Origin of the sequence: Limnohabitans sp. 103DPR2 (assembly GCF_001412575.1) — a bacterium.
In the GTDB taxonomy this organism is placed as follows: domain Bacteria; phylum Pseudomonadota; class Gammaproteobacteria; order Burkholderiales; family Burkholderiaceae_C; genus Limnohabitans_A.
The window spans coordinates 952,610-976,989 of sequence record NZ_CP011834.1 but is presented as its reverse complement, the minus strand read 5'-3'; the positions used below and the strand labels follow the sequence as shown (position 1 = coordinate 976,989).

Below are 24,380 nucleotides of genomic sequence, written 5' to 3'. Positions count from 1 at the left end.
AAAGCACTTCTTTATGACCTCCACCATCACCATTGCAACCCGCGAAAGCCGACTGGCTTTGTGGCAAGCACATCACGTGAAGCAATTGCTTGAAGCACAAGGCCATCAGGTGTCATTGCTGGGCATGACCACTCTAGGCGATCAGATTTTGGATCAACCTTTAAGCAAGGTGGGCGGCAAAGGCTTGTTCATCAAAGAACTTGAAGTTGCACTGGCAGATGGCTCGGCCCACATTGCGGTGCACTCCTTGAAAGATGTGCCCATGGATTTACCGCAAGGCTTTGCACTGGCGTGCATCTTAGAACGTGAAGATCCGCGCGACGCCTGGGTTTCGCCTCATTTTGACTCCCTCGAAAGTTTGCCTCAGGGCGCCGTTGTTGGCACCTCCAGCTTGCGCAGAACCGTGTTGCTGCATGCCCTGCGACCTGATTTGAAAATCGAACCCCTGCGTGGCAACTTGGACACACGCTTGCGTAAACTCGATGAAGGTCAATATGCCGGCATTGTGTTGGCCACAGCGGGACTCAAACGCCTAGGGTTGGCTGAACGCATTCGACATAGCTTTGATTTAGACCGCATGATGCCTGCCGCAGGACAAGGCGCCATTGGCATTGAAATTTGCGACGATCGCCCCGACTTGGCAGCGCTGTTGACACCCTTGAATGATTTGCCAACCGCCATCAGGGTGTATGCAGAGCGCGGTGTCAGTCGCACCATGGGCGGAAGTTGTTCAATGCCATTGGCGGCCCACGCCACACTTGAGAAGGGTGTCTTGGCCATCAGCGCTGCATGGGGTGATCCCCATAACAGCCATGCCCCATTGATACAAGCCAAAGATCAATGCGAGATCGACCTGAACCATCCCACAGTACTGCAGCAATCCAGTGAATTGGGCATCAGAGTTGCACAACAACTGATTCAAAAAGGGGCTGTTGCCGTCATCAAATGAATTGGCATCAGGCCCTGGGATTCAAGCAATTGAATGATTGAAGCTTTGTTTCAGTGCGAAGCAAATCCACACAATTTTGCAATCACCCCTTGAGCAGTTTCTAGGTTCAAAGCATCACCTCGCCAAACTGTGTGCGCATCCGAGCGCACCAGCACAAAAGCATGGCGATACTCAGGCGGCACATTCGCTTGCGAGGAGACGTCGATGACAGCCAAAGGCATGCGCGCGACTGCGGCTTGCCCTTTCAAGGCTTCGACTGTTTCGCAAACCGGGTTGACAAAGCAAAGCAAGGTGTAGGCTGGCCCCAAGGCGTCATAAACTGAGCGCCCCTCTGCCAGCCAGAAATGCGGTGCACGACAACCGGGAACTGAGGAGGATTGAAAGCTGCCCATGCTGTAATCGGGCGCGCGCTCTTCGTCATAGACCATCACAGGCGACTGATCGTAGTAGTAGCCGAAGTTCAGCCCTGCACAGCAATACTGCTGAACATTCAAGTCGTACAAATCTTGGCCAAACTCGGTGCGAGCCGCTTGACCAGCCGGACTGTCTTCTTCCAGATTCTCTGGAATTTGCCGGCGTCGTTGGCTCATGGCATGCGCATGGTTCATGGCAAAGCGCGACACTTGCTCGGTGATGGGATGTCGCTCTTTTTCATAAGCACTCAAAGCTTGTGGCGCCGCCCAGCCTTCTAGTTGTGCTGCCAAATGCCAGGCCAAATTGGCCGCATCTGCCAACCCTGCATTCATGCCATAGCCTGCATAGGGTACCCACAAGTGGGCGGCATCTCCGGCCACAAAGACTTTGCCACTTTGCAACTGATCACTGACCAGCCTTCGCCCAATCCAGTCTTCCTTGCTCATGACTTGATATTCGAAATCATCACCCACACCCAAAATGGTTCGGATGGCCCAATCTCGATCGACGGCCTCAAAATCCACCTCATGGTCGCGCAAGTAGTTGTGAATCAGCCAAACCTCTTTGCCATCAATGGCGTAGATGTTGCCGCTACGGCGCGGGTTGACCGTGAACATGGCCCAAGCCGGTGCAGCTTTCATTTTCGCAATCAGTCCCGGGGCACGGATGCAAGTGCTTTGAACCCGTTGCACCACTTCGTCGCCGACCAATTTGGCGCCAATGCCTTTACGGACCATGGAGCGTCCGCCATCGCAGCCCACCAAATACGAGGCTTGAATGGCGAAAGCAGGTGCATCAGGCTGTTCCAAGTTTTGAACTTGCGCGGTAACTTGGTGTTCATCCTGTTCAAAGGCAATCACCTGGTGCTTGTACAAACAAGTGATCAAGGCTTGCTTTTGAACATGCTGCCGCAGAATGGGTTCGATGTAACGCTGATTGATTCTGTGCGGAGGCTCTGGTGTTGGCCAATGGCCATCCGGACCTGAGTGATCGGTGAGGCGTGTGTTTCGGCCTGGGATGTGAATTCTGGCAATCTCTTCACCCAAGGTGCTGGTTCTGTAAGACACACTGTGCGGGTAGTCATCTGGCAGACCTGCTGCGCGCAAGTCTTGCGACACCCCCAAGGCTCGGAACAGTTCCATGCTGCGCGCTGAAATGTGGTTGCACTTCACATCGGGCAATACCTCTGCGGCGCGCAATTCCACCAAGACACTGGCAATGCCTCTTTGGGCTAAACACAAAGCCATGGTCATGCCCACGGGGCCAGCGCCCACAATCAACACAGGTGTGTTGAATTTGATGTCGGCGCTCATACTGTCACCTTCAATGCATCGTATTCAAACAGCCAGTCGTAGCGTCGGCGAACTTTTTCGGGCTCCCATTCAGTGCTGACATAGTCAACCGCTTTGTTGGCATCGGAAAGTTGGGGGTTGTGAAAGCGCTTGGCGTTGTCACTAGAGCGGTTCACGATGTCGGCTGTGCGTTGCCAACGCAGTGCTTCAAATTTCTCAAAGGCTTCTGGGGCCGTTGAATAAGCGTCTAAACAACGCGCCATGACAGCAGCATCTTCGATGGCCATGTTGGCGCCTTGCGCTAAAAAAGGCAAGGTGGGATGTGCGGAATCGCCCACCAGGCAAATCGATCCTTGCGCCCATCCTCTTTGTGGGGTTCTGCCAAGCAAGGCCCATTTAAAGGGTTGCTCAATTTTGCGCATCAACGCAAGCACATCCTCATGCCAGTGACCAAAGTCTTGAAGCAGCTCTTCGTGCGTGCCCTGCTCTGTCCACGATTCACCCTGCCAGCCCTCTTTTTCAATGATGCCCACCACGTTCATCAGTTGGCCACCGCGAACAGGGTAAGTGATGACATGCGCACCCGGCCCCACCCAATTGGTCCCCACGGGCGCTTGTAAATGCGACGCAATGGATTGAATGGGAACCAAACCACGCCAAGCCAACAAACCTGTGAATTGCGCTTTGTCTTCGCCCAACAACTTTTCGCGCAACACCGAGTGAACGCCATCAGAGGCAATCAAGCCATAGGCTGTGTGGCGACTGCCATCTTGCAATTCGAAACTTGCACCGCCTGAGGTACTTTGCGCAGACACCACCCGGGCATTCAACCTCACCGGTGCATCCGACCTTGCGTTGAAAGCATCTAACAACACTTTGTGCAGGTCACCTCGGTGCACCATCCAATAAGGCGCGCCAAAGCGCGACAAGCAATCATCACCCAGGTCAAACAACTTCCAACGTTGACCTGTATTCCACATGCGAATCTCTTTGCCCTGCGCTTTAGACACCACTTGGCGCAAGGCATTTTCCAAACCCAAACTTTGAAGAATGCGTGTGCCGTTGGGTGAAATTTGCAGGCCTGCACCCACCTCGCCTAATTGCGATGCTTGCTCATAGACATCCACCTTCCAACCCAACTGCAACAAAGACAGCGCAGTGGTCAGGCCTGCGATGCCAGCGCCAGCAATGGCGATTCGCTTGTCATTCATTCAGAACCATCACTCAGCTTTGATGTTGTTGTCTTTGGCCACTTGGGTCCAAAGTTGAATTTCTTGCGAAATGGTTTTGGCCAAATCTGCAGAAGAGCTGCCCACAGCTTTGATGTCCAACTTGGCCATGCGCTCTTGCACATCAGGCAAGGCCATGATGCGCGCCACTTCTTCTTGCACACGCTTCACAATCGGCGCCGGCGTGCCTGCAGGCGCCAGCAAGCCACTCCAGAAATTGACCGACACATCCACGCCCTGCTCTTTCAAGGTTGGCACTTGAGGGTAGGCGGCCAGGCGCTGCTCTGAGGTCACACCCAGTGCACGCAATTTGCCAGCTTTCAACAAAGCGGCAATGGGGCCCGAGTCAATCAAGGTCATTTGCACTTCTTGGGTGAGCACCGCATTGATGGAGGGGGCACTGCCTTGATAAGGCACGTTCATGGCTTTCAAGCCCGTTTTGGTTTTGACCAACTCCATCACCAGCTGAAACGAAGCGGATGGGTACGAGTAATTGAACTTGCTCGGGTTGGCCTTGGTGAGGTTGACCAGTTCGGCAAACGTCTTGGCAGGTGATGCTTCGTTCACCGCCAAAATCATGGGGAAAGAACCCACCAATGAAATGGGCGTCAAATCGGTCATGGGGTTGTATGACAGTTTGGCTACCAAAGCGGGATTGAACACAATGGGTCCACTGGCCGCCATCAGCAAGGTGTAGCCATCGGGGGCCGCTTTGACCACCAACTCGGTCCCCACAATGGCACCAGCACCAGGTTTGTTTTCAACCACCACAGGTTGACCTAATGCCGGCGCTAATTTTTCGGCCACCACGCGGGCCAAGATGTCGTTGGCGCCACCGGGCGCATAAGGCACCACAATGCGCACCGGCTTAGAAGGCCACGCAGTTTGTGCATGCACCACGCCAGCCAAACTGGCCAACAAGGTCAATGCCGTTCCAACAACAGCCATGCGCTTGCTTGAAGAAAATTGGGTGTGTGTCATGTTTGTTTCCTGTTCAATCTCAATGCTTTGGAAAAACTCAATCTTTAACGAGGCGTTCAGTTAGAGTGGGGTGATGCGCACATGCAGCAGTGCGCTTTGTCCAGCGTCCAAGGCCGCCAAGCAGCGTGCCACAGCGGCAGCAACATCCGCTGGATCTGACAGCCTCTCGCCATGCGCGCCTGCGGCTTCTGCAATGGCTGCGAAATCTGTGCCGTAACCCAAATCGGAAGCAAATTGATTGGTCTCTTTCGCTTCCCCTTGGGGGTACATGCGCAAGGTCGACTCCTTCACAGCCGACCATCCGCCGTTGTCTAGAAGGACCGTCAGGATGGGCAAGTTGTATTGACGCGCCACTGCATACACCGCACTGGGGTTGCTAAAGTAAAACGAACCATCGCCCACAAAATGAATCACGCGGCTCTTAGCTTGCGCCAATTTAATGCCCAAAGCCGTGCCTGCGGAAAACCCAAGTCCACCGCCCGACAGGCCGACCAAACTGCCTGGCAATTCACGCGGAATTTGCTCAAAGACCGCCATGGTGTTGCGAATGGCCTCATTCAAAATCACATCGTCCGGCTTGATTTGTTGCGCCAATGCCGCACACAGGTAGTGCGGATTGATGGCATTCAAGGTGCCCGGTGCACTGGCCAATGCAGCCACTCGCTGCTGATTGGACTGATGTGCCTGTTGAAGTGCTTGACCACGCGCTTGCGCTTTGCGTTTGAATTCGGCACTTGCTGTTTGCTCAATGACCGCAATCAATTGCTGGAGTAACTTGACGCTGTCGCCTTCGATGCGTGCATTCAAGGGGAAGCCCCACATCGGAATGTCGCGCTTGATGGCATCGACATCCAACTGCGCCCAATAAGCTTTGGGATTGACGCGCGTTGTTTTGGGAATCCAAGGCACATCCACGTCAACCATCAAACCAAAGTCGGCCTGCTCTGTAAAAGCTGCGGGGTTGTAGCCTGCAAAATAAGGTGAATCTCGGCGGATGTTCAGATAGATCGTGTTGAACTCACAAACACGCATGCCGCACAAGGTCGCCAATTTTTCAATCAAAGCAGGCGCCTCATGGTTTCTGCCTGCATAGGCCGTGACCAGCATCGGATTTTCTGAAGCCATCAACTTGTCCGCAATGGCTTGCACCGCCGCCAAATCAGCACCCTGCGCTTTCACAGGCAAATGGTTTTGATGACCGTAAGCACCGATGCTGCTGGCATCTACGGGCGCCGCCAAGACCTCGCGGGGCAGTGTGAGGTACACCGGTCCTGTTGGATCGCTTTGCATCACCGCCCCTGCCCTTGAAACAACCTCATGCGCCATGGCGGGCCATGCCAAGTTGTATTCCCATTTCACATAGGGCCGAACCACACTGGCTTGGTCAAAAGGCTCTTGAATGAAATGCACATAGGTGTCGCGACCACCCGTGGCTTGATCGAATGTGCTCATGGGCGCACGACCCGCAATCAACAACACTGGAATCCGTGTGCGGCACAGGTTGTGCAGGCCCATGGCCGCGTTGGCAGTGCCAGCATCCACGTGCACCAGCACCGCCTGTCCGCGGCCTGTTGCTACGGCATAACCGCCCGCCATGTGAACCGCCGTGTTCTCGTGCGGACACAAGATCAGTTTGGGAAACGAGCGACCTTGTGCACGCCAATGCGCCATCTCTTCAATCAGGGGGGCGTGGTCTGTGCCCAAATTGCAAAACAAATAGTCAATGCCTAAATCAACCAAGCCTTGAAGCAAGTCATGGGAAGCTGTGCGTGTGTAGGTGTCGGTCATGGTCATTTGTTGAGGAGGCCAGCCGATTTGACAACGGGCAACATCGATTTCAATTCAGATTCAATTCTTTGGCGAACCACCTCGGGGCCGGCACTGTCGCTTTCATGGCCCAGCTTGCTGAAGGCTTCGCGGGTGCTGGGCATGTCCAAGAACTTTTTCACTTCTTGTCCAACGCGCGCCACAATGTTGGCAGGCGTTTTGGCAGGCGCATACAAGGCCAACCAAATTTCAAACTCATTGCCTGGATAGCCTGCTTCAGCCAAGGTGGGCACCTCTGGCATAAAGCGGGAGCGCTGATGCGAGGCCACTGCCATGGCACGCAACGTACCCGCTTGAATTTGCCCTTTGACTGGCGCCAGGTCGGCCATCACCATCACCACACGGCCCGTGACCAAGTCGGAAACGGCTGGCGGGAATCCTTGGTAAGGCACGTGAATCATGTCCACGCCAGCGCTTTGCGTCAGCATGGCGGTGCCCACATGGCCCATGGAGCCGATGCCGTTGCTGGCATATGGCAATTGGCCTGGTTTGGATTTGGCATCGGCCATCAACTCTTTCAGCGAGTTGTACTTGTTGACCGGCGATGTGATCAGGAAAAAAGGCAAACGCGACACCATGCTGACGGGTGCAAAGTCTTGCTATGGGTCAAAGGGCAACTTGCCAGGGTGAGTGAGGGGCAGCAGGGACATGGTGGAGCCACCTGTCAGCAGAAAGGTGTAACCATCGGGTGCTGCACGTGCCACCATGTCCGCACCGATCACGGTGCCGCCACCTGGCTTGGGATCGATCACGGTGGACTGACCCAACACGGTGGTGAGATGCTGCGCGACCAATCGGGCCGCGGCATCCACACCGCCGCCGGCTGGATACGGCACCACGATGCGGATGGGTTTGGCCGGCCACTCTTGCGCAAAACTGCCAAAAGGCAACAAGCCCAGCAGGCAGAGGAGGATGAGTTGGCGAATCAAGGGGATCTGCATGATGAGGTCACTTCCACAAAAACTGTGTTGTCACGCTATCACGCCCCTTAAGGGCGGCAAAGCATGAAAACCCCAAGTTTGTGAGCTTCCGTCACACACCTACGCGCTCTGGCTCTTGTGGCGCTGAAGAATAGCGAGGATGGGTTGAACCACCCATTGCCAATGCAAAAACGCACCGCTAAAGTTGTCGCCAATTCAAGGAGCATTTATGTACAGTCGCATGATTCAATGGAAGTCTTTGGTCTTCAGCGCTTTATTGGGCTTGACGATTTGCCAAAGCGGCTTTGCACAATCCAATGACTATCCCACCAAGCCCATCAAAGTGGTGGTGACCTTCCCCCCGGGTGGCAGCTCGGATGCCATCATCCGAATCTTGTCCACGCGCCTGAACGATAAATTGGGACACCCACTGGTTTTAGACAACCGACCTGGTGCTGGTGGCAACATTGGTTTAACCGCAGTGGCCAAAGCCGCACCCGATGGTTATGTGTTGGGCGTAGGGGCTGCTGGCGGGCTGACCGCCAACGTCAGCCTCTACCCCCAAATGCCATTTGATGTGACCAAAGATTTTGCGCCCATCACCATGTTGGCCTCCATTCCCTTCGTGCTGGTGGGTCATCCTTCAGTGCCAGCCGACAACCTGCAGCAGCTGATTGCGTTGGCCAAATCACAACCGGGCAAAGTGTCGATTGGCCACGGTGGCAATGGCACCGCCATGCATCTGTCGACAGCCTTGTTCACCCAAATGGCCGACGTCAAATTGATCGAAGTGCCTTACCGCGGTTCTGGACCTGCCGCCATGGACACGCTGTCGGGTCAAATTCAATTGTCGATCACCGATTTGGCAGCAGCACTGCCCCACATCAAAGCGGGCAAGCTCAAAGCCTTTGCGGTGACCAGTCCCAAACGCTTGAGCAATTTACCCGACGTGCCCACCTTGTCTGAAAGTGGTCTCACTGGCTATGACTCTACCGGTTGGTTTGGCTTGGTGGCGCCTACCGGCACACCGCCCCAAATCATTCAACGCCTGCACGCCGAATTCACAGCAGCTTTGAACGATGAAGCGATCAAATCGCAAATGCGTCAAAACGGCATGGAACCTGTTGCCACGTCGATCGAAGGCTTTGATGCATACATCAAAAGCGAAACCCAAAAATGGGCGCGCGTGATTCGCCAAGCCAATATCAAATTGAATTGAAGTTCAACATGTCTACAAAATTTGACAGCGATGTCTTGGTGGTGGGCGCAGGCCCCGTGGGCTTAACACTGGCCACCGATTTGGCGCAGCGCGGCGTCACCGTCTTGATGGCTGAAATTCGGGAATTTGCCCAACCACCCAATGTGAAATGCAACCACGTTTCAGCGCGCAGCATGGAGCACTTCAGACGTCTGGGCATAGCGCCAACATTGCGCGCTGCAGGTTTGCCAGAAGACTACCCCAACGACGTGGTGTTTCGCACCAGCATGACGGGCATGGAACTGACGCGCATTCCCATCCCCGGCAGAAGCACGCGTTATACAGAAACCCAAGGTCCCGATACAGGCTGGGACACACCCGAGCCGCCGCACCGCATCAACCAAATCTATTTGGAACCTTTGCTGTTGAAGCATGCTGTGTCGCACAAGGGCGTGAGCTTGCGCAACCGAACCCAAGTGACCGACATCGTGCAAGACGAAGAAGGTGTCAATGTCAGCTTGCTGAATTTGGACACCCAAGAAAGTCAAACTGTACGCGTACGTTACGTGGCGGGCTGCGACGGTGGCAGTTCGTTTGTGCGCAAAAAGATAGGTGCCAAGTTAGAAGGCACTGAAATGATTCAGCGCGTTCAGTCGACCTACATTCACGCCCCCGATTTGATCCATTTGCTGCCAGGCAAACCCGCTTGGTGCTATTACTCGGTCAATACCCGCCGGTGCGGCACCGTGTTTGCAATCGATGGCAAGGATAACTGGTTGGTGCACAACCATTTGCACCCTACCGAGCCCGAGTTTGACTCCGTTGACCGTGACCAATCGATTCGCAACATTTTGGGTGTGGATGCCGATTTCAAGTACGACGTCATCACCAAAGAAGACTGGGTGGGTCGTCGCTTGTTGGCCAACCAATTCCGCGATCGCCGCGTGTTTTTGGCAGGCGATGCAGCGCATTTGTGGGTGCCCTATGCGGGCTACGGCATGAATGCAGGCATTGCCGATGCCACCAACTTGGCATGGCTGTTAGACGCCGCCATCAAGGGCTGGGCAGCGCCCTCCATTTTGGACGCCTACGAAGCCGAGCGCTTCCCCATCACAGAGCAAGTCTCGCATTTCGTGATGAACCATGCGCAGAAAATGATCAAAGCACGCCGTGCCGTGCCACACAACATTGAAGCCATGGACGCAGAGGGAGAAGCCGCTAGAAAAGCCACAGGTGACGAAGCCTACGAGTTGAACGTTCAGCAATTTTGCTGCGAAGGTCTTAACTTTGGTTATTACTACGAAGGCTCACCCATCATTGCGCATGAGGAAGAGGCTGCGCCAGCTTATTCCATGGGATCGTTCACACCTTCCACGCTGCCGGGTTGCCGTACGCCTCATTTCTGGCTGGATGACGGCACTTCGCTTTACGACCTGTTGGGCAAAGGTTACAGCCTGCTGCGCATGGACGACACAGTGGATGTGCAAGGCTTTTTAGACCAAGCCAAGGCACAGAATGTGCCCATGACCTTCGTTGATTTGGTCAAGCAAACTCAAATTCCTGAAGCCTACAAGCACAAATTGATTTTGTGCAGAACCGATCAACACGTGGTGTGGCGTGGCAACAGCCTGCCCGATGCAGCAGAAGACTTGATGGCCCTGCTGAAGGGTCAGGCCACTGCCATGGCCTGACGATCGTCGTGGCTTAAGTGATGTTGAACACGCGTTCAGCATTGCTACCGCGAATGGCTGCACAGGCTTTGTCGGACAGCTTGGCCGTGTTGGCGAACGAGCCTTTGGTGTCGTGCACTTGGTGCGGCCAATCGGTGCCAAACATCACGTGGTCTTGTCCCACCACCGAGATCAAATACTCCAACGCACCCAAGTTGTAAGTGATGGTGTCGTAGTAAATGTGACGCAAGTAGTCTGTGGGCTTTTGCTTCATTTGACGGCGTGAAGCAATTTCCACTTCATCGCCTTTTTCAAATCGGCCCACCAAATAGGGCAAGGTGCCGCCGCCGTGCGATGCAATGATTTTGAGTTTGGGGTACTTGTCAAAGAAGCCTTCAAAAATCATGCGCGTGATGGCCAGCGTGGTGTCAAACATGAAACCCACAGACCAGCTCAAATCGAATTTGGTCATGTCCATCATGTCCACGCCAGGCGGATCGGTGGGGTGTACCAACACGGGCAAGCCGCGTTTGTCGATCTCGGCCCAAATGGGCGCAAACATAGGATCGGTCAGGCTTTTGCCAGAAATATTGGCCAAGACCATCACACCGCTTGCGCCGTTGCGGCAGGTGCGGTCTAGCTCCTCAATCGCCCTTTGAGGATATTCCCAGGGTAAGGATGTAAACCAACGAATGCGGTCGGGGTAGGTCGTTTGCGCTTGGGCCATGGTGTCATTGGACTCGCGGGCTGCACGGCAGCTGATCTCTTCATTGCCCCAATACACATTGGGACAAGTGAGCGACACCACTGAAATGTCGATGCCTGCAGCGTCCATGTGCTTGATGCGCAGGTCGTAATCGAAATGACCCTTTTGCGGAATGACCACCGGTGTGTCCCCGCGAAAAACCTCTTGCTGACCGTCTGGCCTTGTTTTGATGTTGTACTGGCCGCCTTCGGCTTTCAGCAGCTCCAGCCACTTGGGGGTAAACATGTGCGTGTGAACATCAATGACTGACATGGTCTTGGTCTCCGTTGAATGAATATTTGGCTGACATCATGAAAACCCCAATGGGCTTTGTGCCTGATTATGGCCAAACTTGGTCTTTTCAGTTGTCCATTGATTTCACCACGATAGGAATTCTCATGAAGCGTCAATTTTTGAAACTTGCTCTGTTGAGCGCTGGCATGGCATTGGCTGGCTTTTCGGGTACTGCAATTGCACAAGACAAACCGACTTTGAAAATTCTCGTGGGCTTTCCGCCAGGTGGCTCTGTTGACGTGGTGGCCCGTTTGTTGGCCGAACGCATGCGCACCTCGCTCGATCAGAACGTCATCGTCGAAAACAAACCCGGCGCCGCGGGTCGCATTGCACTTGGCGAACTGAAGCGCGCCAATCCCGATGGCAACACCTTGGCCTTGGTGCCCTCGGGTGGTTTGGTCATCATGCCTTGGTTGTACAAAAACTTGGGCTACGACCCTGTCAAAGATTTCTCGCCCATTGCGCGCGTCACCACGTTTGACTTTGCAGTCACCACAGGCCCCGGTGCCCCCGCAACAGACATCAAATCTTTGATGGGCTGGCTGAAGGCCAATCCAGGCAAAGCCAACTACGCAACCTCTGGCGCAGGCACGGTGCCTCACTTTGCAGGTCAGTTGTTGGCCCAAGAATCCAACACACCCATGACGCATGTAGCCTACAAAGGTGGCGCGCCCGCCGCACAAGACCTCATAGGTGGCCAAATTCCCGTCATGATTGACACCGCCTCCGAAACACTCGAGCACCACAAAACAGGCAAGCTGAAAATTGTGGCTGTGACAGGTGAATCACGCTCTGCTGCTTTACCCGAAGTACCCACCTTGAAAGAAGTCGGCATCAATGTGGTGGCCGATGCTTTCTTTGGTTTGTATGGCCCTGCCGGCATGCAAGCCGACCGCACACAAAAGATCAGCGATGCTGTGGCGCAAGCTTTGAACAATCCTGAAATTCAAAACCGCATCAAAGGCTTTGGATTGGTACCTAGTTATGCCAATGCCGCGGCTTTGACAGCTTCGCAGGCCACACACTTGAAGCGTTGGGAAGCGCCTATTAAGGCTTCGGGTTATACCGCGGAATAAGCTACGAGTTCCTATCGCAGTGCTCAAGGCCCTAGGACTTGGGCACTACATCACTTCAAAAAAGCGCATGACCACTTTGTCGGGATGCCTTGCACCAGTGCCAATGAACAATTTTTCGCTGATCCAAGACAGCGATTTTGAAGCTGTTTCAAATTGGGGTGTGCAGCGGAAGTAAACAAGTTGCGGGTCTACTTTCTCGCCGCGAATTAATCGCGCCATGACCTCGGGTGGTGCAGTGCGAACAGCGCGATTTTGAACAAAAATGAAATCGCCGGCATCCGTTTCCAAAACGTACCTTGCATCGAGTTCTGCCAAACTCTGATTCACAATCATTTGAAAATCTGCACCACCGCGAAGCACGCGGGCCGTCCAGCCATTGCCATGAACTTCGCCGCCCAAGATGGGGATGACACGGCGCTGCCCATGCACAGTGGCACCAACCTCTTGCGGCTTGTCCACTTGAACCGACAGATCGGCAAAGAATTTGAGTTCGGGGGTTGGTAAATCAAACATGAGTAGAGTCAGTTTTGGGCAGTTTTCAAAAAGATGGCGTGAATTTATCGACCCGCAATGGCAATCAGTTCAACTTCAAATTGCAGCGTTGCGTTGGGCGGAATGACGCCACCAGCACCCCTGGCGCCATAGGCAATACCTGGCGGGCATGTCAACTTGGCCTTGCCACCCACCTTCATCAATTGAACACCTTCGGTCCAGCAAGGAATGACAGCGTTCAATGGAAAGTCGATGGGCTGATTGCGCTTGTAGGAGCTGTCAAATTCCTTGCCATCGGGAAACGTACCGCGGTAATGCACTTTCACCTTATCGGTGGCGGAAGGACTTGCGCCCTGTCCGTCTTGCAACGATCGGAACACCAATCCGGAAGCGGTAACTTTGGCGCCTGACTCTTTGGCCGCCACATGCGCAAAGTCGCTTTGCGCAAGTGCAGAAGAAGCAGCAACGGCACACAAAGCCAGTGCAGTGAAAGTAGCTTGAATTGAATGCATCTTGAATGTCTTTGGTAAGTTGTCTGAATTTTTTCTGCAAGCTTACTTGGCAGGACGATGCAAAACGCAAATCTTGTTGCCAATGGGATCGCGAAGGTAGGCCAAATTCAAAGTGCCAAATGAACCTTCACGGGGTCCTGGTGGATCTTCACAGGGCGTTCCACCGTTGGCAATGCCGGCTGCATGAAATGCGTGGACTTGCTCTAGTGTTTCTGCCAGAAAGCCAATCGTGCCACCATTGGCGGGCGTAGCGGGCTGGCCGTCCAGAGGTTGGGTGATGGAAAAAGAACCCTTGGGGGTGCGGTAGAAATAACGCGTGTTGTTATTGATCACACCAGGGCCGATGCCCAAAGTGCCAAGCACTGCGTCGTAAAACTTTTTGGATGCCTCGAGGTCATTGGCGCCGACCATCACGTGACTGAACATTGATTTTTCCTTTGGTTAATGGGTTTTAGCAACTTGAATCATTTTCATTCAAATTGAAGTGTTGAGGTATCAGTATTAAGCAAGGGCTTATTTCTGCTGTGCAAGACAATACGCAACGATGGCATTGGCGTGCCCGTGACCCATGCCGTGTTCACTCTTCAGCCAACTCACAAGTTCCATGTGTTTCAAACATTTATGTTGCTTCACAAGCTTGATCCAATGGTCTATGGGTTGCCCGTATTTCTTTTCAATGGATGGAAAGTAAGAAGCTGGGCCTGTCGCTTTGAGTTGTTCGCTCATCTCGTTTCTTTCATTAACTGATAACCATCAGACTGTCATGCAATAGACCGCCACCACAGAACCATTTCCAACGGTAGCAGCTTGTCCATCAAAGGGCTTCATGACGCTTCTTTTTAAGGATTTTTGCATTATTGCGCAACCATTGACCTGATATTTTAGGACTGGAATCATAGGCAGGACGTAAAAAAACCCTGTCATTCCTGACAGGGCTTTTCTTCATTCAAAGTGTCAAGCAGTGTTGCCATTTACTCAGGCTGCAAATTAATGGCCTTGGCAATACCTCTGTAGCGAGCCGTGTTGTCTGCATAAATTTTATTCATGGCAGCCAGCGGCTGTGGACGAGGAACAATCATCGACTGCGCCTACAGTGCTTCGCGCACTGAAGGGTCGTTGGCCACTTCACTCAAAGCCTTGTGCAACGCCTGCACCACGGCTTCAGGTGTATCTTTGCTCACAAAATAACCAGACCACATTTCAAAGACAAAATCTTTGAGTGCTTTGCTTTCGTTCAATGTAGGCGCTTTCTTGAACATGCTTTGGCAGTCTGCAGACAGCACACCCACCACTTTGAGCTTGCCCTCTTCCACCAGTTGGACATGTGCTCGCCCAGCAAGTGGTAAATGGAGCCAGGACCCACGCTGGCGAAAGTCATGGGTGCACCAGATGCTGCAGCCTTTTTGGCGTTGGCCACCAGTTCATCGCCGTTATTCACGGGTAAGTCTTTGCGGGCTAAGACGGCCATGGGATTGATGGTGATCATTTGCACCAGGCGAAACTCATCGCTCTTGTACTTCACCGCTGCGTTGGCCAATGGGGCCAAGATCAGCTCGTTCGGGCCACCTTGAAAAATGATGTGACCATCGGCAGGGGCGTTCAGCACTTTTTGTGCGGCAATGGCGCCACTGGCACCGCCTAAGTTTTCAATAATCACCGGTTGACCCAGGTGTTTGGCCATCCGCGGCAGTGCGCCTCACTTGGTAGAGGTAGAAGTCAAGCTGACGCCCTAGCTGAATGACCACGCCAGGTTTGGATTGGTCACTTTGGCGAACAAGGGGGAGGCTTTGTACTTGAATGAAATACGCAAGCTGATGCGGCAGAGTTTCAAATAAGCTTTTGATTCACTCTTTTAGAAAGCTCTTCAAGAATAGACAGTTAATCAGACAACTTAGACACGCATGCCCTTTTCATTGATCACCACTTCACCATCTTCTTTGGTAAATGCGCCGCGCTGGGGTTCTACAAGAATATCAAGCACGAGCTCAGAAGGACGACACAACTTGGTTCCAAGTGATGTCACCACGATTGGACGATTGATGAGGATTGGATGCGCCATCATGAAATCCAACAAATCATCGTCAGACCATTTTTCGTTTCCCAAATCTAGCTCTTCGTACGGGGTGCCTTTCTGACGAAGCACATCCCTGACTGGCAAGGACATGTCAGAAATCAACTTCTTGAGTTGTTCTTTTGAAGGCGGTGTCTCCAAGTAAAGAACCACCTCAGGTTCGACACCAGCGTTGCGAATCAGGGCTAAAGTATTGCGCGAAGTGCCGCACTTTGGGTTATGGAAGATTGTGACCATCAAGAACTCCTAATTAGCTCAACTTTATCATTTCAGAACTTCGCATTGAGCAGGATAGCTTATGGCCAATGATGCAAGATGAATGCCGTTCGTTCTGATTTGTTATCTTTTTCTGATGAGATTGGAGGAGGAGCAGGTAAGCGCCAACTTGATTTAAATTGACGCATAGCAGACTGAACGATCACTGGAAACTGAGTGGACCCTTCATTGATTAGTTTTCATTCACATCAAGAATAAAACCTACAACAAATAAACCAAGTGAAAAGAAATACAAGCCTGTGAATTCGTCGGTCAACGAATGGACTATGAGTGCAACGACCAGCAACAAGGTGCCAACCATTGAACAGCCAATAGCGAAGAGGTTGGAATTCGAAGTGGGCATTTGCAACTTTCTGTAGTTGCCCCAATGTAGAAAAACCACCCCAGTTTGTAAATTCGCCCCAAGCCGTACGGGCAAGCCCTTATGTCAACTTAAGATTTGACCGAAATGCGTAGAAGGTCAGCAAGCGTCTTTATTCCCAGTTTTTCCATCACCCTAGCCTTATGAACCTCTACCGTTCTCGGACTGATTTTTAGTAATTCTCCGATTTCACGATGACTTTTCCCTTGGGAAAGAACATGAAAGACTTCTTTTTCCCGAGGAGTCAGCAAGCTCAGCTTTTGATTTTGATGGATATGTTCGGTAGTGGCAGATAAATTCTGAAATGAACGATTGATAGACTCCAAAAGCTGTTCAAGTACAAATGGCTTTTCCAAAAAGTCCACGGCATTGCCTAAAAATGCTTCACGCATCACTTGAACATCTGCAAAAGCAGTTAGAAAAATGATTTGAACTGGTGTCTTTAAACTGAGCAAACGGTTTTGTAGCTCAAGTCCGCTCATGCCTGTCATCTTCAAATCCAAAATGATACAAGCGGGGCGATTGGGCAAACTAGATAGGAAAGACTCAGCACTTTCATAAGTCCGGCAGTCGTAGCCTTTCAAACCAAGCATTAAGCTGAGTGAGTCACGCACAGATGCATCATCATCAACAATACATATCAGCTGGTTTTCAAACATCTATTTTGTTCCCAGTTGGCAATGAAACAACAAAACATTTTTTAGGTTTTGATCGGTACGAAATTGATCCGTCATTGTTTTCAATCAACGACTTACTGATAGACAAACCTAATCCCAAACCATCTTTTTTTCCACTGTAGAAAGGCTTAAAAATAATTTCAGTTTCGTAGATATCAAGAGTTTTACCTGAATCAAAAATACTTATTTCAACTCGCTGCTGCTTATTTAATGCAAACATTACCTCAACGAGTCCATCCGAGTTGGCTGACTCTATCGCATTCTTGATCAAGTTGCCTAATGCCGTTTTCACTTGAGTGATGTCCACCATCACCCACACGGGTTCGCTGAGCTTTTCAATCTTTAATTGAACATTTAACTTTTGAGCGTAGCTTTCTAACTGCGAAACTGCATCTATCACCAACTGATCAACATCTACCAACTTAATGTTTGAAGCACCTCCGATGAAAAAACTTCTCAAACCACGAACAATCTCAGACGCACGAATCGACTCTTTGATGATTTGATCTAGTGTTTTTCGCAATGTATCTTTGTTTTTTCCGTTTAACTCGGTGTGTTCACTTGACGAAAGCAACATCGCAGATTCAGCATAGGCATTGATAGCACTCATTGGCTGATGCAGTTCGTGCGCAAGAGATCCTGCCAACTCACCCGCTGCCACCAACTGCAATGTTTCTTTCAACTTTTCTTGTGTATTCAATCTTTCGTCAACAACAGTACCAATAAGCAAACCTGTCATAGATAAAGTAAACATCACAATTTGCATATCAATCAAATCACTGGGCAACACGCCTATCTGTGTAAAACTGATCACTAAAGGTACTTGAATCACCGCCGCGGCAAATGTAGCACCTGGCAAAGAATGCGCCGCACCAATCAAGCCGACTGCAAAGAATAGTGGGAAAAAATATTTCATCTGCAATGCAATAGGCAAGGAAAAAACAAAATATTCACAAATTAGGAGCCCCAAGAACAATAGCCAAAATGATTGACTTTTAAACATTTGCTTAAATTGCTCTTGACGGTATGGATTTAAAAACAGAAGAGACAACGGAAGTACAACCACCAGCCCCAATAAATCACCGACAAAAAAACGATAACTCGCCTCAACAAAATCGTCTTTGACTAATTTTCCAATTAATGTTTGAAAGCCAACATACAAGATTGCTGTAACTACCGCGCCAATCACGCTGACCAAACTCAGTTTCAAAACCTCTACTCGGTTTTGCAGTCTCGGAACACCTTTCATCAGTTTGATCAAGACATAAGAAATACTTGAGTAGCAGCCAATCAATATCGCATTTCCAATCAAAACAGAAGAAGAAAAGATAACTGAATCGCGGATTAGCCAATCAGCAAATCCAATTGTGAAAAAAACCCACGGAGCCCACATCAATCCAGCCCAAGTTAGGAAAAGTACTTGAACAGCGGCAGGCGGATTCCAAGGCGTGATGTTGAGCTGCCCCATAGGATGAATAAAACTTAGCCAGTCAACGCATACATACACAAGCGAAAACACCATCGCTAAAATTAAGTTTTTGATTGAATGAGTCATTATTTGTAAAGTTATACCTCAGCCTTATATCAGCTAACTACAAATAGAACTTTGCTCAACAGTCAACAACTTAAAGAAGCCGAACCAAGTGTGAAAGTTGTGCAGCATGAAAAAAGCGACTCGAATGAGTCGCTTTTAAAGTGGTGGGCCCACCAGGACTTGAACCTGGGACCAAAGGATTATGAGCAGCTTCAATAAAAAATAACCAATATAAATCAATAGGTTACATGCACTCAACAGAGGTGTGGAAGCAAATGTGGAAGTACAAAACCCCACATCAATTAAATCAACCAAGCCTTCAACCTAGCACCCATCTTCTCTGCAGAAATGCCATACCTGTCGTGCAAAGTGGGTAATGCACCGGCATCTAAGAACGCATCTGGCAGCCCAATGAATTTGAAATTCTGCGGATGCACACCCTCTAGCATTAAGAGGCTAGCCACTGCTTCTCCCAAGCCACCAATCACCGAGTGATTTTCAGCAATCACCACCAAACGACCAGGACGAGAGACCTCTTTCAGGATAGTTTCAGTGTCCAAAGGTTTGATGGTGGGCACATGCAACACAGCAACATCAACTTTATCTGCCTCTAATTGCTGCGCCACTTCCAAAGAGCGCATGGTCATGAAGCCACTGGAGATGATCAAAATATCTTTGCCATCGCGCAAAGTTTTGGCTTTCCCCAATTCAAACTTGTAGTTGTACTCATCCAAAACCAGAGGCACATTACCGCGATGCAAACGCATGTAGACGGGTCCTTGGTGTTCGGCAATCTGCGGCACAGCTTGTTCTAAATCAAGGGCATCGCAGGGGTCCACAATGGTCAAACCTGGAATGGCGCGCATCATCGCCAAGTCTTCAGTGGCTTGATGGCTAGGTCCATAACCTGTTGTCAAACCCGGAAGTGCACAGCAAATTTTGACGTTCAAATTTTCTTCAGCAATGACTTGGTGAATAAAGTCATACGCGCGTCGCGTTCCAAACACGGCATACGTTGTGGCAAAGGGTGTGAGTCCCTCTTTTGCCATGCCACCAGCCGCCGCCATCAGGAGTTGCTCTGCCATGCCCATTTGAAAAAATCGCTCAGGATAAGCTTGAGCAAACAAATGCAAATCCGTGTACTTGGCCAAATCGGCAGTTAGGCCTACCACATTGGGCTTGTCTGCCGCGTATTCCACAAGTGCTTTGCCAAAAGGTGCAGCCTTTACACGCTGCCCCTCAGATGCGATCGAGGCAATCATGGCTGACGTTGTCAGACGCGGCTTTTTTTCTGTTGCGGTATTCATCTCAAGCATCCTCAAGGTTTTGATTGATCAAGCACAGCAATGGCTTGTTGCCACTCAGGTGCATCAACTCGAATAAAGTGATTTTTTTCACGTACTTCCAAAAATGGAACGCCTTTGCCCATTAAGGTATTGCAAAGAATGACGCGTGGTTTTGCTTCTTGAAGGTTTCTTGCGGTGTCGAACGCTTTGAGTACAGCAGGCAAATCATTGCCATCCACCCTCTCAACATGCCAACCAAAAGAAATCCATTTGTCTGCCAAGGGTTCGAACCCAAGGATTTTGCTAGAGGGACCATCTGCTTGCTGATTGTTAATGTCAACAATGCAAATCAAATTAGATAAACCATGGTGCGCAGCAGACATGGCTGCCTCCCATGTTGACCCTTCGTCCAACTCTCCGTCAGACATCGAGTTGTAGACAAACGCAGGGTTGTTTTTGTGTCGCAGGCCCAAAGCCATTCCAACTGCAATGGGCAAGCCCTGACCGAGTGAACCACCTGAAATTTCCATGCCAGGTGTGTATGTGGCCATGCCAGACATTGGCAAGCGGCTGTCGTCACTGCCATAAGTTTCAAGCTCGGATTCTGGAATCACACCGGCTTCAATTAACGCCGCATAAAAAGCGATGGCGTAATGACCGTGCGAAAGCAAGAAACGATCACGCCCTTCCCACTCCGGCTCGTTCGGACGAATGTTCAATGCATGGCCATATGCGACGGCCAATACATCGGCATACCCAAGGGCCTGCCCGATATAGCCTTGTCCCTGCACCTCACCCATGCGGAGCGCATAGCGGCGAATTCGATATGCACATTCTTGAAGCTCTTTTAAATTTGACATTCTGTAATCTCATCAATCAGTAAATGGTCAACCAAGGCAAATAGGCAAAACCCAAGAGTAAGCCGATGGCCACGAGGTAGAAAGGAATCAGTTCAACCACCACATCACCAATGCGTACTTTTGCAATGGTGCTGGTAATGAACAAGGTGGTACCAATGGGTGGGTGATACAAACCAATCGAAAGATTGACGATCATCATGATGCCCAGCTGAATTGAATCCATGCCAACAGCAGATGCGAGCGGCACAAACATGGGCGTTAACAACAACACTGCAGCAGGCAGATCAATGAACATACCTGTCGCAAGCATGATCAAGTTCATGGCCAAAATGATCAACCAAGGTGACTTCAATGTCTCGGTAGCAAATTTGGTGAACTCTGCTGGAATTTGCTCATAAGTCACAATCCAACCAATCACGCTGGAAGCCATGATGATCAATAGCACAACACCAGTAGACACACCTGCTTCAACAGCAGCATGCTTGAGCTTGGCCCACGATAAATCGCTGTACACCAGACCTGACACCAGCAGAGCGTAGAGCGTTGACATCACACTCACCTCTGTAGGCGTTGCAATGCCAAACCGCAAAAAGACAATAATCAACACCGGCATGGCCAAAGCGGGTCCGGCTTGACGCAGTTGAATGGCGAATTCCCGCCAAACGAATGGCGATGTGTCACGCGGGAAATTGCGTCGACGACCTTGTACGTAGCAAACCAACATGAAACCGCCACACATCAGTAAGCCCGGCAGAATGCCCGCTACAAACAAAGCACCAATAGAAGCACCAGAGACCAATGCATAAACAATCATTGGAATGGAAGGTGGAATCAAAATGTCAATGGTTGCTGCTGCAGCCAATGTGCCAGCAGCAAACGGCGCTGGGTAACCCAATTTTTTAAGCCACGGAATCAGCATGGAACCAATGGCAGAGGCATCAGCCACTGCGGAGCCCGACACGCCACCAAAAATGGTAGATGACAACACACCCACTTGGGCTGGACCGCCATGCACTCGGCCAATCATCATGGTCAGCAAATTGACCAAACTTTGTCCCAGTTTTCCGCTCACCATGAGCGCACCTGTCATCATGAAGAATGGAATGGCAATCAGCGGAAAACTTTGGGTTTGAGTGATCATCTGCTGAATGGCCAAATCAACTGGTACCCGTCCAGCAATCCAAAGACCACACACCGAAGCCAAAACCAAAGCGTGTGCAATAGGAATGGACAGCAGCGCAACCAGAATAAACAATCCAATGATCAACGTCGTCATGCGCCTACTCCTGTGAAATTGTCTTCTTCTGAATCGTTGTCTCTATCGTTCTCACCACTCAAAATGCCAGGAATTTGAGACAGGGTCACGATTGCCAGCAGCACAAACCCAAGCATCAAACAACCCACGGTGACGGAGCCGGGCACACCCATGATGGGCGTGCGTTCATCTGCCGCAATTTCCATCAAAGGCACTGCAATCCAAGCCAACCAGGCATACAGATAGGCCACCGCCAAAGCGCCGGCAGACAGCACCCACCGCCGCGCAGCACCCATGCGTTGAGTCACGATGACCACAGCAATGTGGGAGCCATGTTGGGCCGCCAAAACAACGCCAGACATGATCATCCAAGGAAAGAGCAATTCAGGTAGCTCAGAAGCCCAGGCCAAGCTGGACCCTGCTGCATAGCGCAAAGCCACATTGGCGCTTAGGATGAAGAACGTCACACTCAATGTAATGTAGAGAACAGTTCGACAAGCGAACCCCACCACACCATTCAACAGATGGATCAATGATTTCACGACAGGCTCCCGCCAGCACGTACTGACGTGCTGGCAATGATTGATGAATGACTATCCGATTAACGTGATGCAGCGATCACTTTTTTCAGATAAGGAGCAATGGGTGTTGCCAGCCATTTTTCGTCCACTTTGCTGGTGGCTTTGGCAAAGGCTGCTTTGTCGACAGTGGTCACTTGGACGCCCTTCGCTTTCAGATCAGCCAAGAGTTTGTCGTCAGCCTCTTGTGACAACTTGCGTTGCAACGCTGTTGCCTCTGTCGCTGCTTCTTGCATCACTTTGCGATCAGCTTCAGACAAGCGATCCCATGTGCGCTTGCTGATCAGCAAAGGGGTCATCTGGAACATGTGGCTGGTCAGAGCCAAATGCTTTTGTACCTCGTACAACTTGCTAGCGTGGATATTGACCAATGGGTTTTCTTGACCATCCACCACACCTTGTTGCAAAGCAACATACAGCTCGGCAAATTTGATTTGCTGTGGATCAGCACTCAGCGCCTGCATGATGTCCACCAAAACAGCGTCGGGTGGCGTGCGCATTTTGAGGCCCTTCATGTCCTCAACTTTGGTAATGGGGCGTTTGCTGTTGGTCATGTGGCGAATACCGTTGTCCCAGTATCCCAACACAACCATGCCTTTTTCTGCAGATTTGTCTGCCAGTTCCTTGCCCAGAGGGCCATCCAACACCTTGAACGCTTGAGCCGGTGTAGAGAACATGAAAGGCATGCCATAGGCAGCGTACTCTGGTACTGCAGCAGCCACTGCACCTTGGGAATTGGCTGTGATGTCCAATGCGCCTGTGCGGATAGCCGTAACCATGGCGGCATCATCACCCAGCTGGGCAGAATGAGCGACTTGGATGTCAATGCGGCCGTTTGTTTTGGCCTTGACCACTTCAGCAAACTTGACCGATGCTTCGTGTCGAGGATTGCCAGGAGCTGCGCCATGACCTAAAGTCAGTTTGACAGCAGATTGAGCGAATGCAGCAAATGCGGTAGCGGACAGCAAAGTTGCTACAAGCACTGAACGGCGGAAGTTCGAAATTTTCTTCATGTTTGTCTCCTGTTACTTTTTATGAAATCAGTGAATCAGCATGCCGCCGTTCACATCGAGCGTGATCCCTGTGCAATATGCAGACAGGTCACTGGCCAAGAACACGCAAGTACCCGCTACATCTGCAGCGGCGCCCAAACGGTTCAATGGAATTTGCTGACGAATGGAATCTTTTTGCTCTTCGGACAACTTGCCTTTACTGATGTCAGTGGCAATCAGGCCGGGCGTAATGGCATTCACACGAATGTTGTCGGGTCCCAGTTCGCGGGCCATGGCACGTGTCAAACCCAACACGCCCGCTTTGGCCGCGGAGTAGTGGGGTCCACCTAAAATGCCACCGCCACGCTGTGCAGAGACGGATGACACCGACATGATGGAGCCGCTCCTTTGTTTTTGCATGAATGGAATGACAGCTTGTGACACCAGCAAAGTTCCGCGCAAACTGACATCCAAAACGGCGTCATAGTCGCTTTCAGAAATCTCTACTGTTTTGCGCGGCTGGGTGATGCCAGCGTTGTTCATCAGAATGTCAATGCGGCCATATCGTGCAATCACCTGCGCAACGGCATCGTCAACTTCCTGTTTTTTCACGACGTTGCCCACCACACCCATGTGATCTGGCCCCAGAGTGGCCGCAGCCTTAACTGGATCGGCTTGCGACAAATCCATGATGACAACCTTGGCACCGTGTTCAGCCATCAACTTTGCAGTCGCAAAGCCCAAGCCATTTGGACCAGCGCCGCCCGTGATCAATGCAACTTTGTCTTTCAGCAACATGTTTGTCTCCATTCTTTTGTTTAGAAAATCTCGCATTTCTTGCGAATGGGACGAATTCTGGTTAAAGTGAATGATGAAGTAAAGCGACAAATT

Annotated in this window: 22 protein-coding genes and 2 pseudogenes; 4 read left to right on the top strand and 20 right to left on the bottom strand. The window is 51.1% G+C overall.

Annotation, left to right across the window (positions count from 1 at the left end; genetic code table 11):
- Positions 1 to 13: 13 nt before the first annotated feature.
- Positions 14 to 949, top strand: coding sequence for a hydroxymethylbilane synthase (gene hemC / locus L103DPR2_RS04815; protein WP_055359998.1), 936 nt, complete (start codon positions 14 to 16; stop codon positions 947 to 949).
- Between the two features lie 50 nt (positions 950 to 999).
- Here the strand turns inward: hemC and L103DPR2_RS04810 are convergent, their stop codons facing one another.
- From L103DPR2_RS04810 to L103DPR2_RS14480, 5 genes and pseudogenes are all read right to left on the bottom strand, one after another.
- Positions 1,000 to 2,676 (bottom strand): FAD-dependent oxidoreductase, encoded by a 1,677-nt coding sequence (locus L103DPR2_RS04810; protein WP_055359997.1) that lies wholly within the window; start codon positions 2,674 to 2,676, stop codon positions 1,000 to 1,002.
- Complete coding sequence (locus L103DPR2_RS04805) at positions 2,673 to 3,866, bottom strand: FAD-dependent monooxygenase (protein ID WP_055359996.1); 1,194 nt, start codon at positions 3,864 to 3,866, stop codon at positions 2,673 to 2,675. Before L103DPR2_RS04805 ends, L103DPR2_RS04810 begins: the two co-directional genes overlap by 4 nt.
- Positions 3,867 to 3,875: 9 nt before the next feature.
- Positions 3,876 to 4,865 carry a Bug family tripartite tricarboxylate transporter substrate binding protein gene (locus tag L103DPR2_RS04800; RefSeq protein WP_055359995.1) on the bottom strand — a complete coding sequence of 330 codons (990 nt, stop codon included), beginning with the start codon at positions 4,863 to 4,865 and terminating at the stop codon, positions 3,876 to 3,878.
- A gap of 60 nt (positions 4,866 to 4,925) precedes the next feature.
- The gene (locus L103DPR2_RS04795; protein WP_231717683.1) at positions 4,926 to 6,653 is read right to left on the bottom strand and encodes a thiamine pyrophosphate-requiring protein; all 1,728 of its coding nucleotides are present in this window, start codon (positions 6,651 to 6,653) and stop codon (positions 4,926 to 4,928) included.
- Positions 6,654 to 6,655: 2 nt separating this feature from the next.
- Positions 6,656 to 7,633: pseudogene (locus L103DPR2_RS14480) on the bottom strand (Bug family tripartite tricarboxylate transporter substrate binding protein).
- 208 nt (positions 7,634 to 7,841) lie between these two features.
- Between L103DPR2_RS14480 and L103DPR2_RS04780 the strand changes: the two are divergent.
- Positions 7,842 to 8,831: a Bug family tripartite tricarboxylate transporter substrate binding protein gene (locus L103DPR2_RS04780; protein ID WP_082466717.1), complete on the top strand. Its 990-nt coding sequence runs from the start codon at positions 7,842 to 7,844 to the stop codon at positions 8,829 to 8,831.
- Positions 8,832 to 8,839: 8 nt separating this feature from the next.
- Positions 8,840 to 10,501, top strand: a complete 1,662-nt coding sequence (locus L103DPR2_RS04775; RefSeq protein ID WP_055361851.1) for an FAD-dependent oxidoreductase — start codon at positions 8,840 to 8,842, stop codon at positions 10,499 to 10,501.
- 13 nt (positions 10,502 to 10,514) lie between these two features.
- Here the strand turns inward: L103DPR2_RS04775 and L103DPR2_RS04770 are convergent, their stop codons facing one another.
- Positions 10,515 to 11,498, bottom strand: a complete 984-nt coding sequence (locus L103DPR2_RS04770; protein WP_055359991.1) for an amidohydrolase family protein — start codon at positions 11,496 to 11,498, stop codon at positions 10,515 to 10,517.
- Positions 11,499 to 11,623: 125 nt separating this feature from the next.
- On the opposite strand from L103DPR2_RS04770, the gene L103DPR2_RS04765 reads away from it, so the two are divergent.
- Complete coding sequence (locus L103DPR2_RS04765; protein WP_055361850.1) at positions 11,624 to 12,595, top strand: Bug family tripartite tricarboxylate transporter substrate binding protein; 972 nt, start codon at positions 11,624 to 11,626, stop codon at positions 12,593 to 12,595.
- A 45-nt stretch (positions 12,596 to 12,640) separates the two neighbouring features.
- Here the strand turns inward: L103DPR2_RS04765 and L103DPR2_RS04760 are convergent, their stop codons facing one another.
- The 14 genes and pseudogenes from L103DPR2_RS04760 to L103DPR2_RS04695 form a co-directional block, all read right to left on the bottom strand.
- Positions 12,641 to 13,108, bottom strand: coding sequence for a DUF3237 domain-containing protein (locus L103DPR2_RS04760; RefSeq protein ID WP_055359990.1), 468 nt, complete (start codon positions 13,106 to 13,108; stop codon positions 12,641 to 12,643).
- Positions 13,109 to 13,152: 44 nt separating this feature from the next.
- Positions 13,153 to 13,599 carry an FKBP-type peptidyl-prolyl cis-trans isomerase gene (locus L103DPR2_RS04755; protein WP_082466716.1) on the bottom strand — a complete coding sequence of 149 codons (447 nt, stop codon included), beginning with the start codon at positions 13,597 to 13,599 and terminating at the stop codon, positions 13,153 to 13,155.
- Between the two features lie 42 nt (positions 13,600 to 13,641).
- Positions 13,642 to 14,025, bottom strand: a complete 384-nt coding sequence (locus L103DPR2_RS04750) for a VOC family protein (protein ID WP_055359989.1) — start codon at positions 14,023 to 14,025, stop codon at positions 13,642 to 13,644.
- An 87-nt stretch (positions 14,026 to 14,112) separates the two neighbouring features.
- A complete protein-coding gene (locus L103DPR2_RS04745; RefSeq protein WP_055359988.1) occupies positions 14,113 to 14,325 on the bottom strand; it encodes a DUF4287 domain-containing protein in 213 nt (70 codons plus the stop codon).
- 362 nt (positions 14,326 to 14,687) lie between these two features.
- Positions 14,688 to 15,280 (bottom strand): annotated as a pseudogene (locus L103DPR2_RS04740) (tripartite tricarboxylate transporter substrate-binding protein).
- A 210-nt stretch (positions 15,281 to 15,490) separates the two neighbouring features.
- On the bottom strand, positions 15,491 to 15,907 hold the full coding sequence (gene arsC, locus L103DPR2_RS04735) for an arsenate reductase (glutaredoxin) (protein WP_055359986.1): 417 nt from the start codon (positions 15,905 to 15,907) through the stop codon (positions 15,491 to 15,493).
- 471 nt (positions 15,908 to 16,378) lie between these two features.
- Entirely contained in the window at positions 16,379 to 16,966 is a 588-nt protein-coding gene (locus L103DPR2_RS04730; RefSeq protein ID WP_055359985.1) for a response regulator transcription factor, read from the bottom strand.
- On the bottom strand, positions 16,959 to 18,539 hold the full coding sequence (locus tag L103DPR2_RS04725; protein WP_082466714.1) for an ATP-binding protein: 1,581 nt from the start codon (positions 18,537 to 18,539) through the stop codon (positions 16,959 to 16,961). Before L103DPR2_RS04725 ends, L103DPR2_RS04730 begins: the two co-directional genes overlap by 8 nt.
- Before the next feature lie 281 nt (positions 18,540 to 18,820).
- A complete protein-coding gene (locus tag L103DPR2_RS04720; RefSeq protein ID WP_055361848.1) occupies positions 18,821 to 19,825 on the bottom strand; it encodes a transketolase family protein in 1,005 nt (334 codons plus the stop codon).
- An 11-nt stretch (positions 19,826 to 19,836) separates the two neighbouring features.
- Entirely contained in the window at positions 19,837 to 20,664 is an 828-nt protein-coding gene (locus tag L103DPR2_RS04715) for a transketolase (protein WP_055359983.1), read from the bottom strand.
- A gap of 16 nt (positions 20,665 to 20,680) precedes the next feature.
- Positions 20,681 to 21,940 (bottom strand): TRAP transporter large permease, encoded by a 1,260-nt coding sequence (locus tag L103DPR2_RS04710; RefSeq protein ID WP_055359982.1) that lies wholly within the window; start codon positions 21,938 to 21,940, stop codon positions 20,681 to 20,683.
- Positions 21,937 to 22,461, bottom strand: a complete 525-nt coding sequence (locus tag L103DPR2_RS04705) for a TRAP transporter small permease (RefSeq protein WP_055359981.1) — start codon at positions 22,459 to 22,461, stop codon at positions 21,937 to 21,939. Before L103DPR2_RS04705 ends, L103DPR2_RS04710 begins: the two co-directional genes overlap by 4 nt.
- 59 nt (positions 22,462 to 22,520) lie before the next feature.
- Positions 22,521 to 23,510, bottom strand: a complete 990-nt coding sequence (locus tag L103DPR2_RS04700; protein ID WP_055359980.1) for a TRAP transporter substrate-binding protein — start codon at positions 23,508 to 23,510, stop codon at positions 22,521 to 22,523.
- Positions 23,511 to 23,537: 27 nt separating this feature from the next.
- On the bottom strand, positions 23,538 to 24,287 hold the full coding sequence (locus L103DPR2_RS04695) for an SDR family NAD(P)-dependent oxidoreductase (RefSeq protein ID WP_055359979.1): 750 nt from the start codon (positions 24,285 to 24,287) through the stop codon (positions 23,538 to 23,540).
- Positions 24,288 to 24,380: the final 93 nt, after the last annotated feature.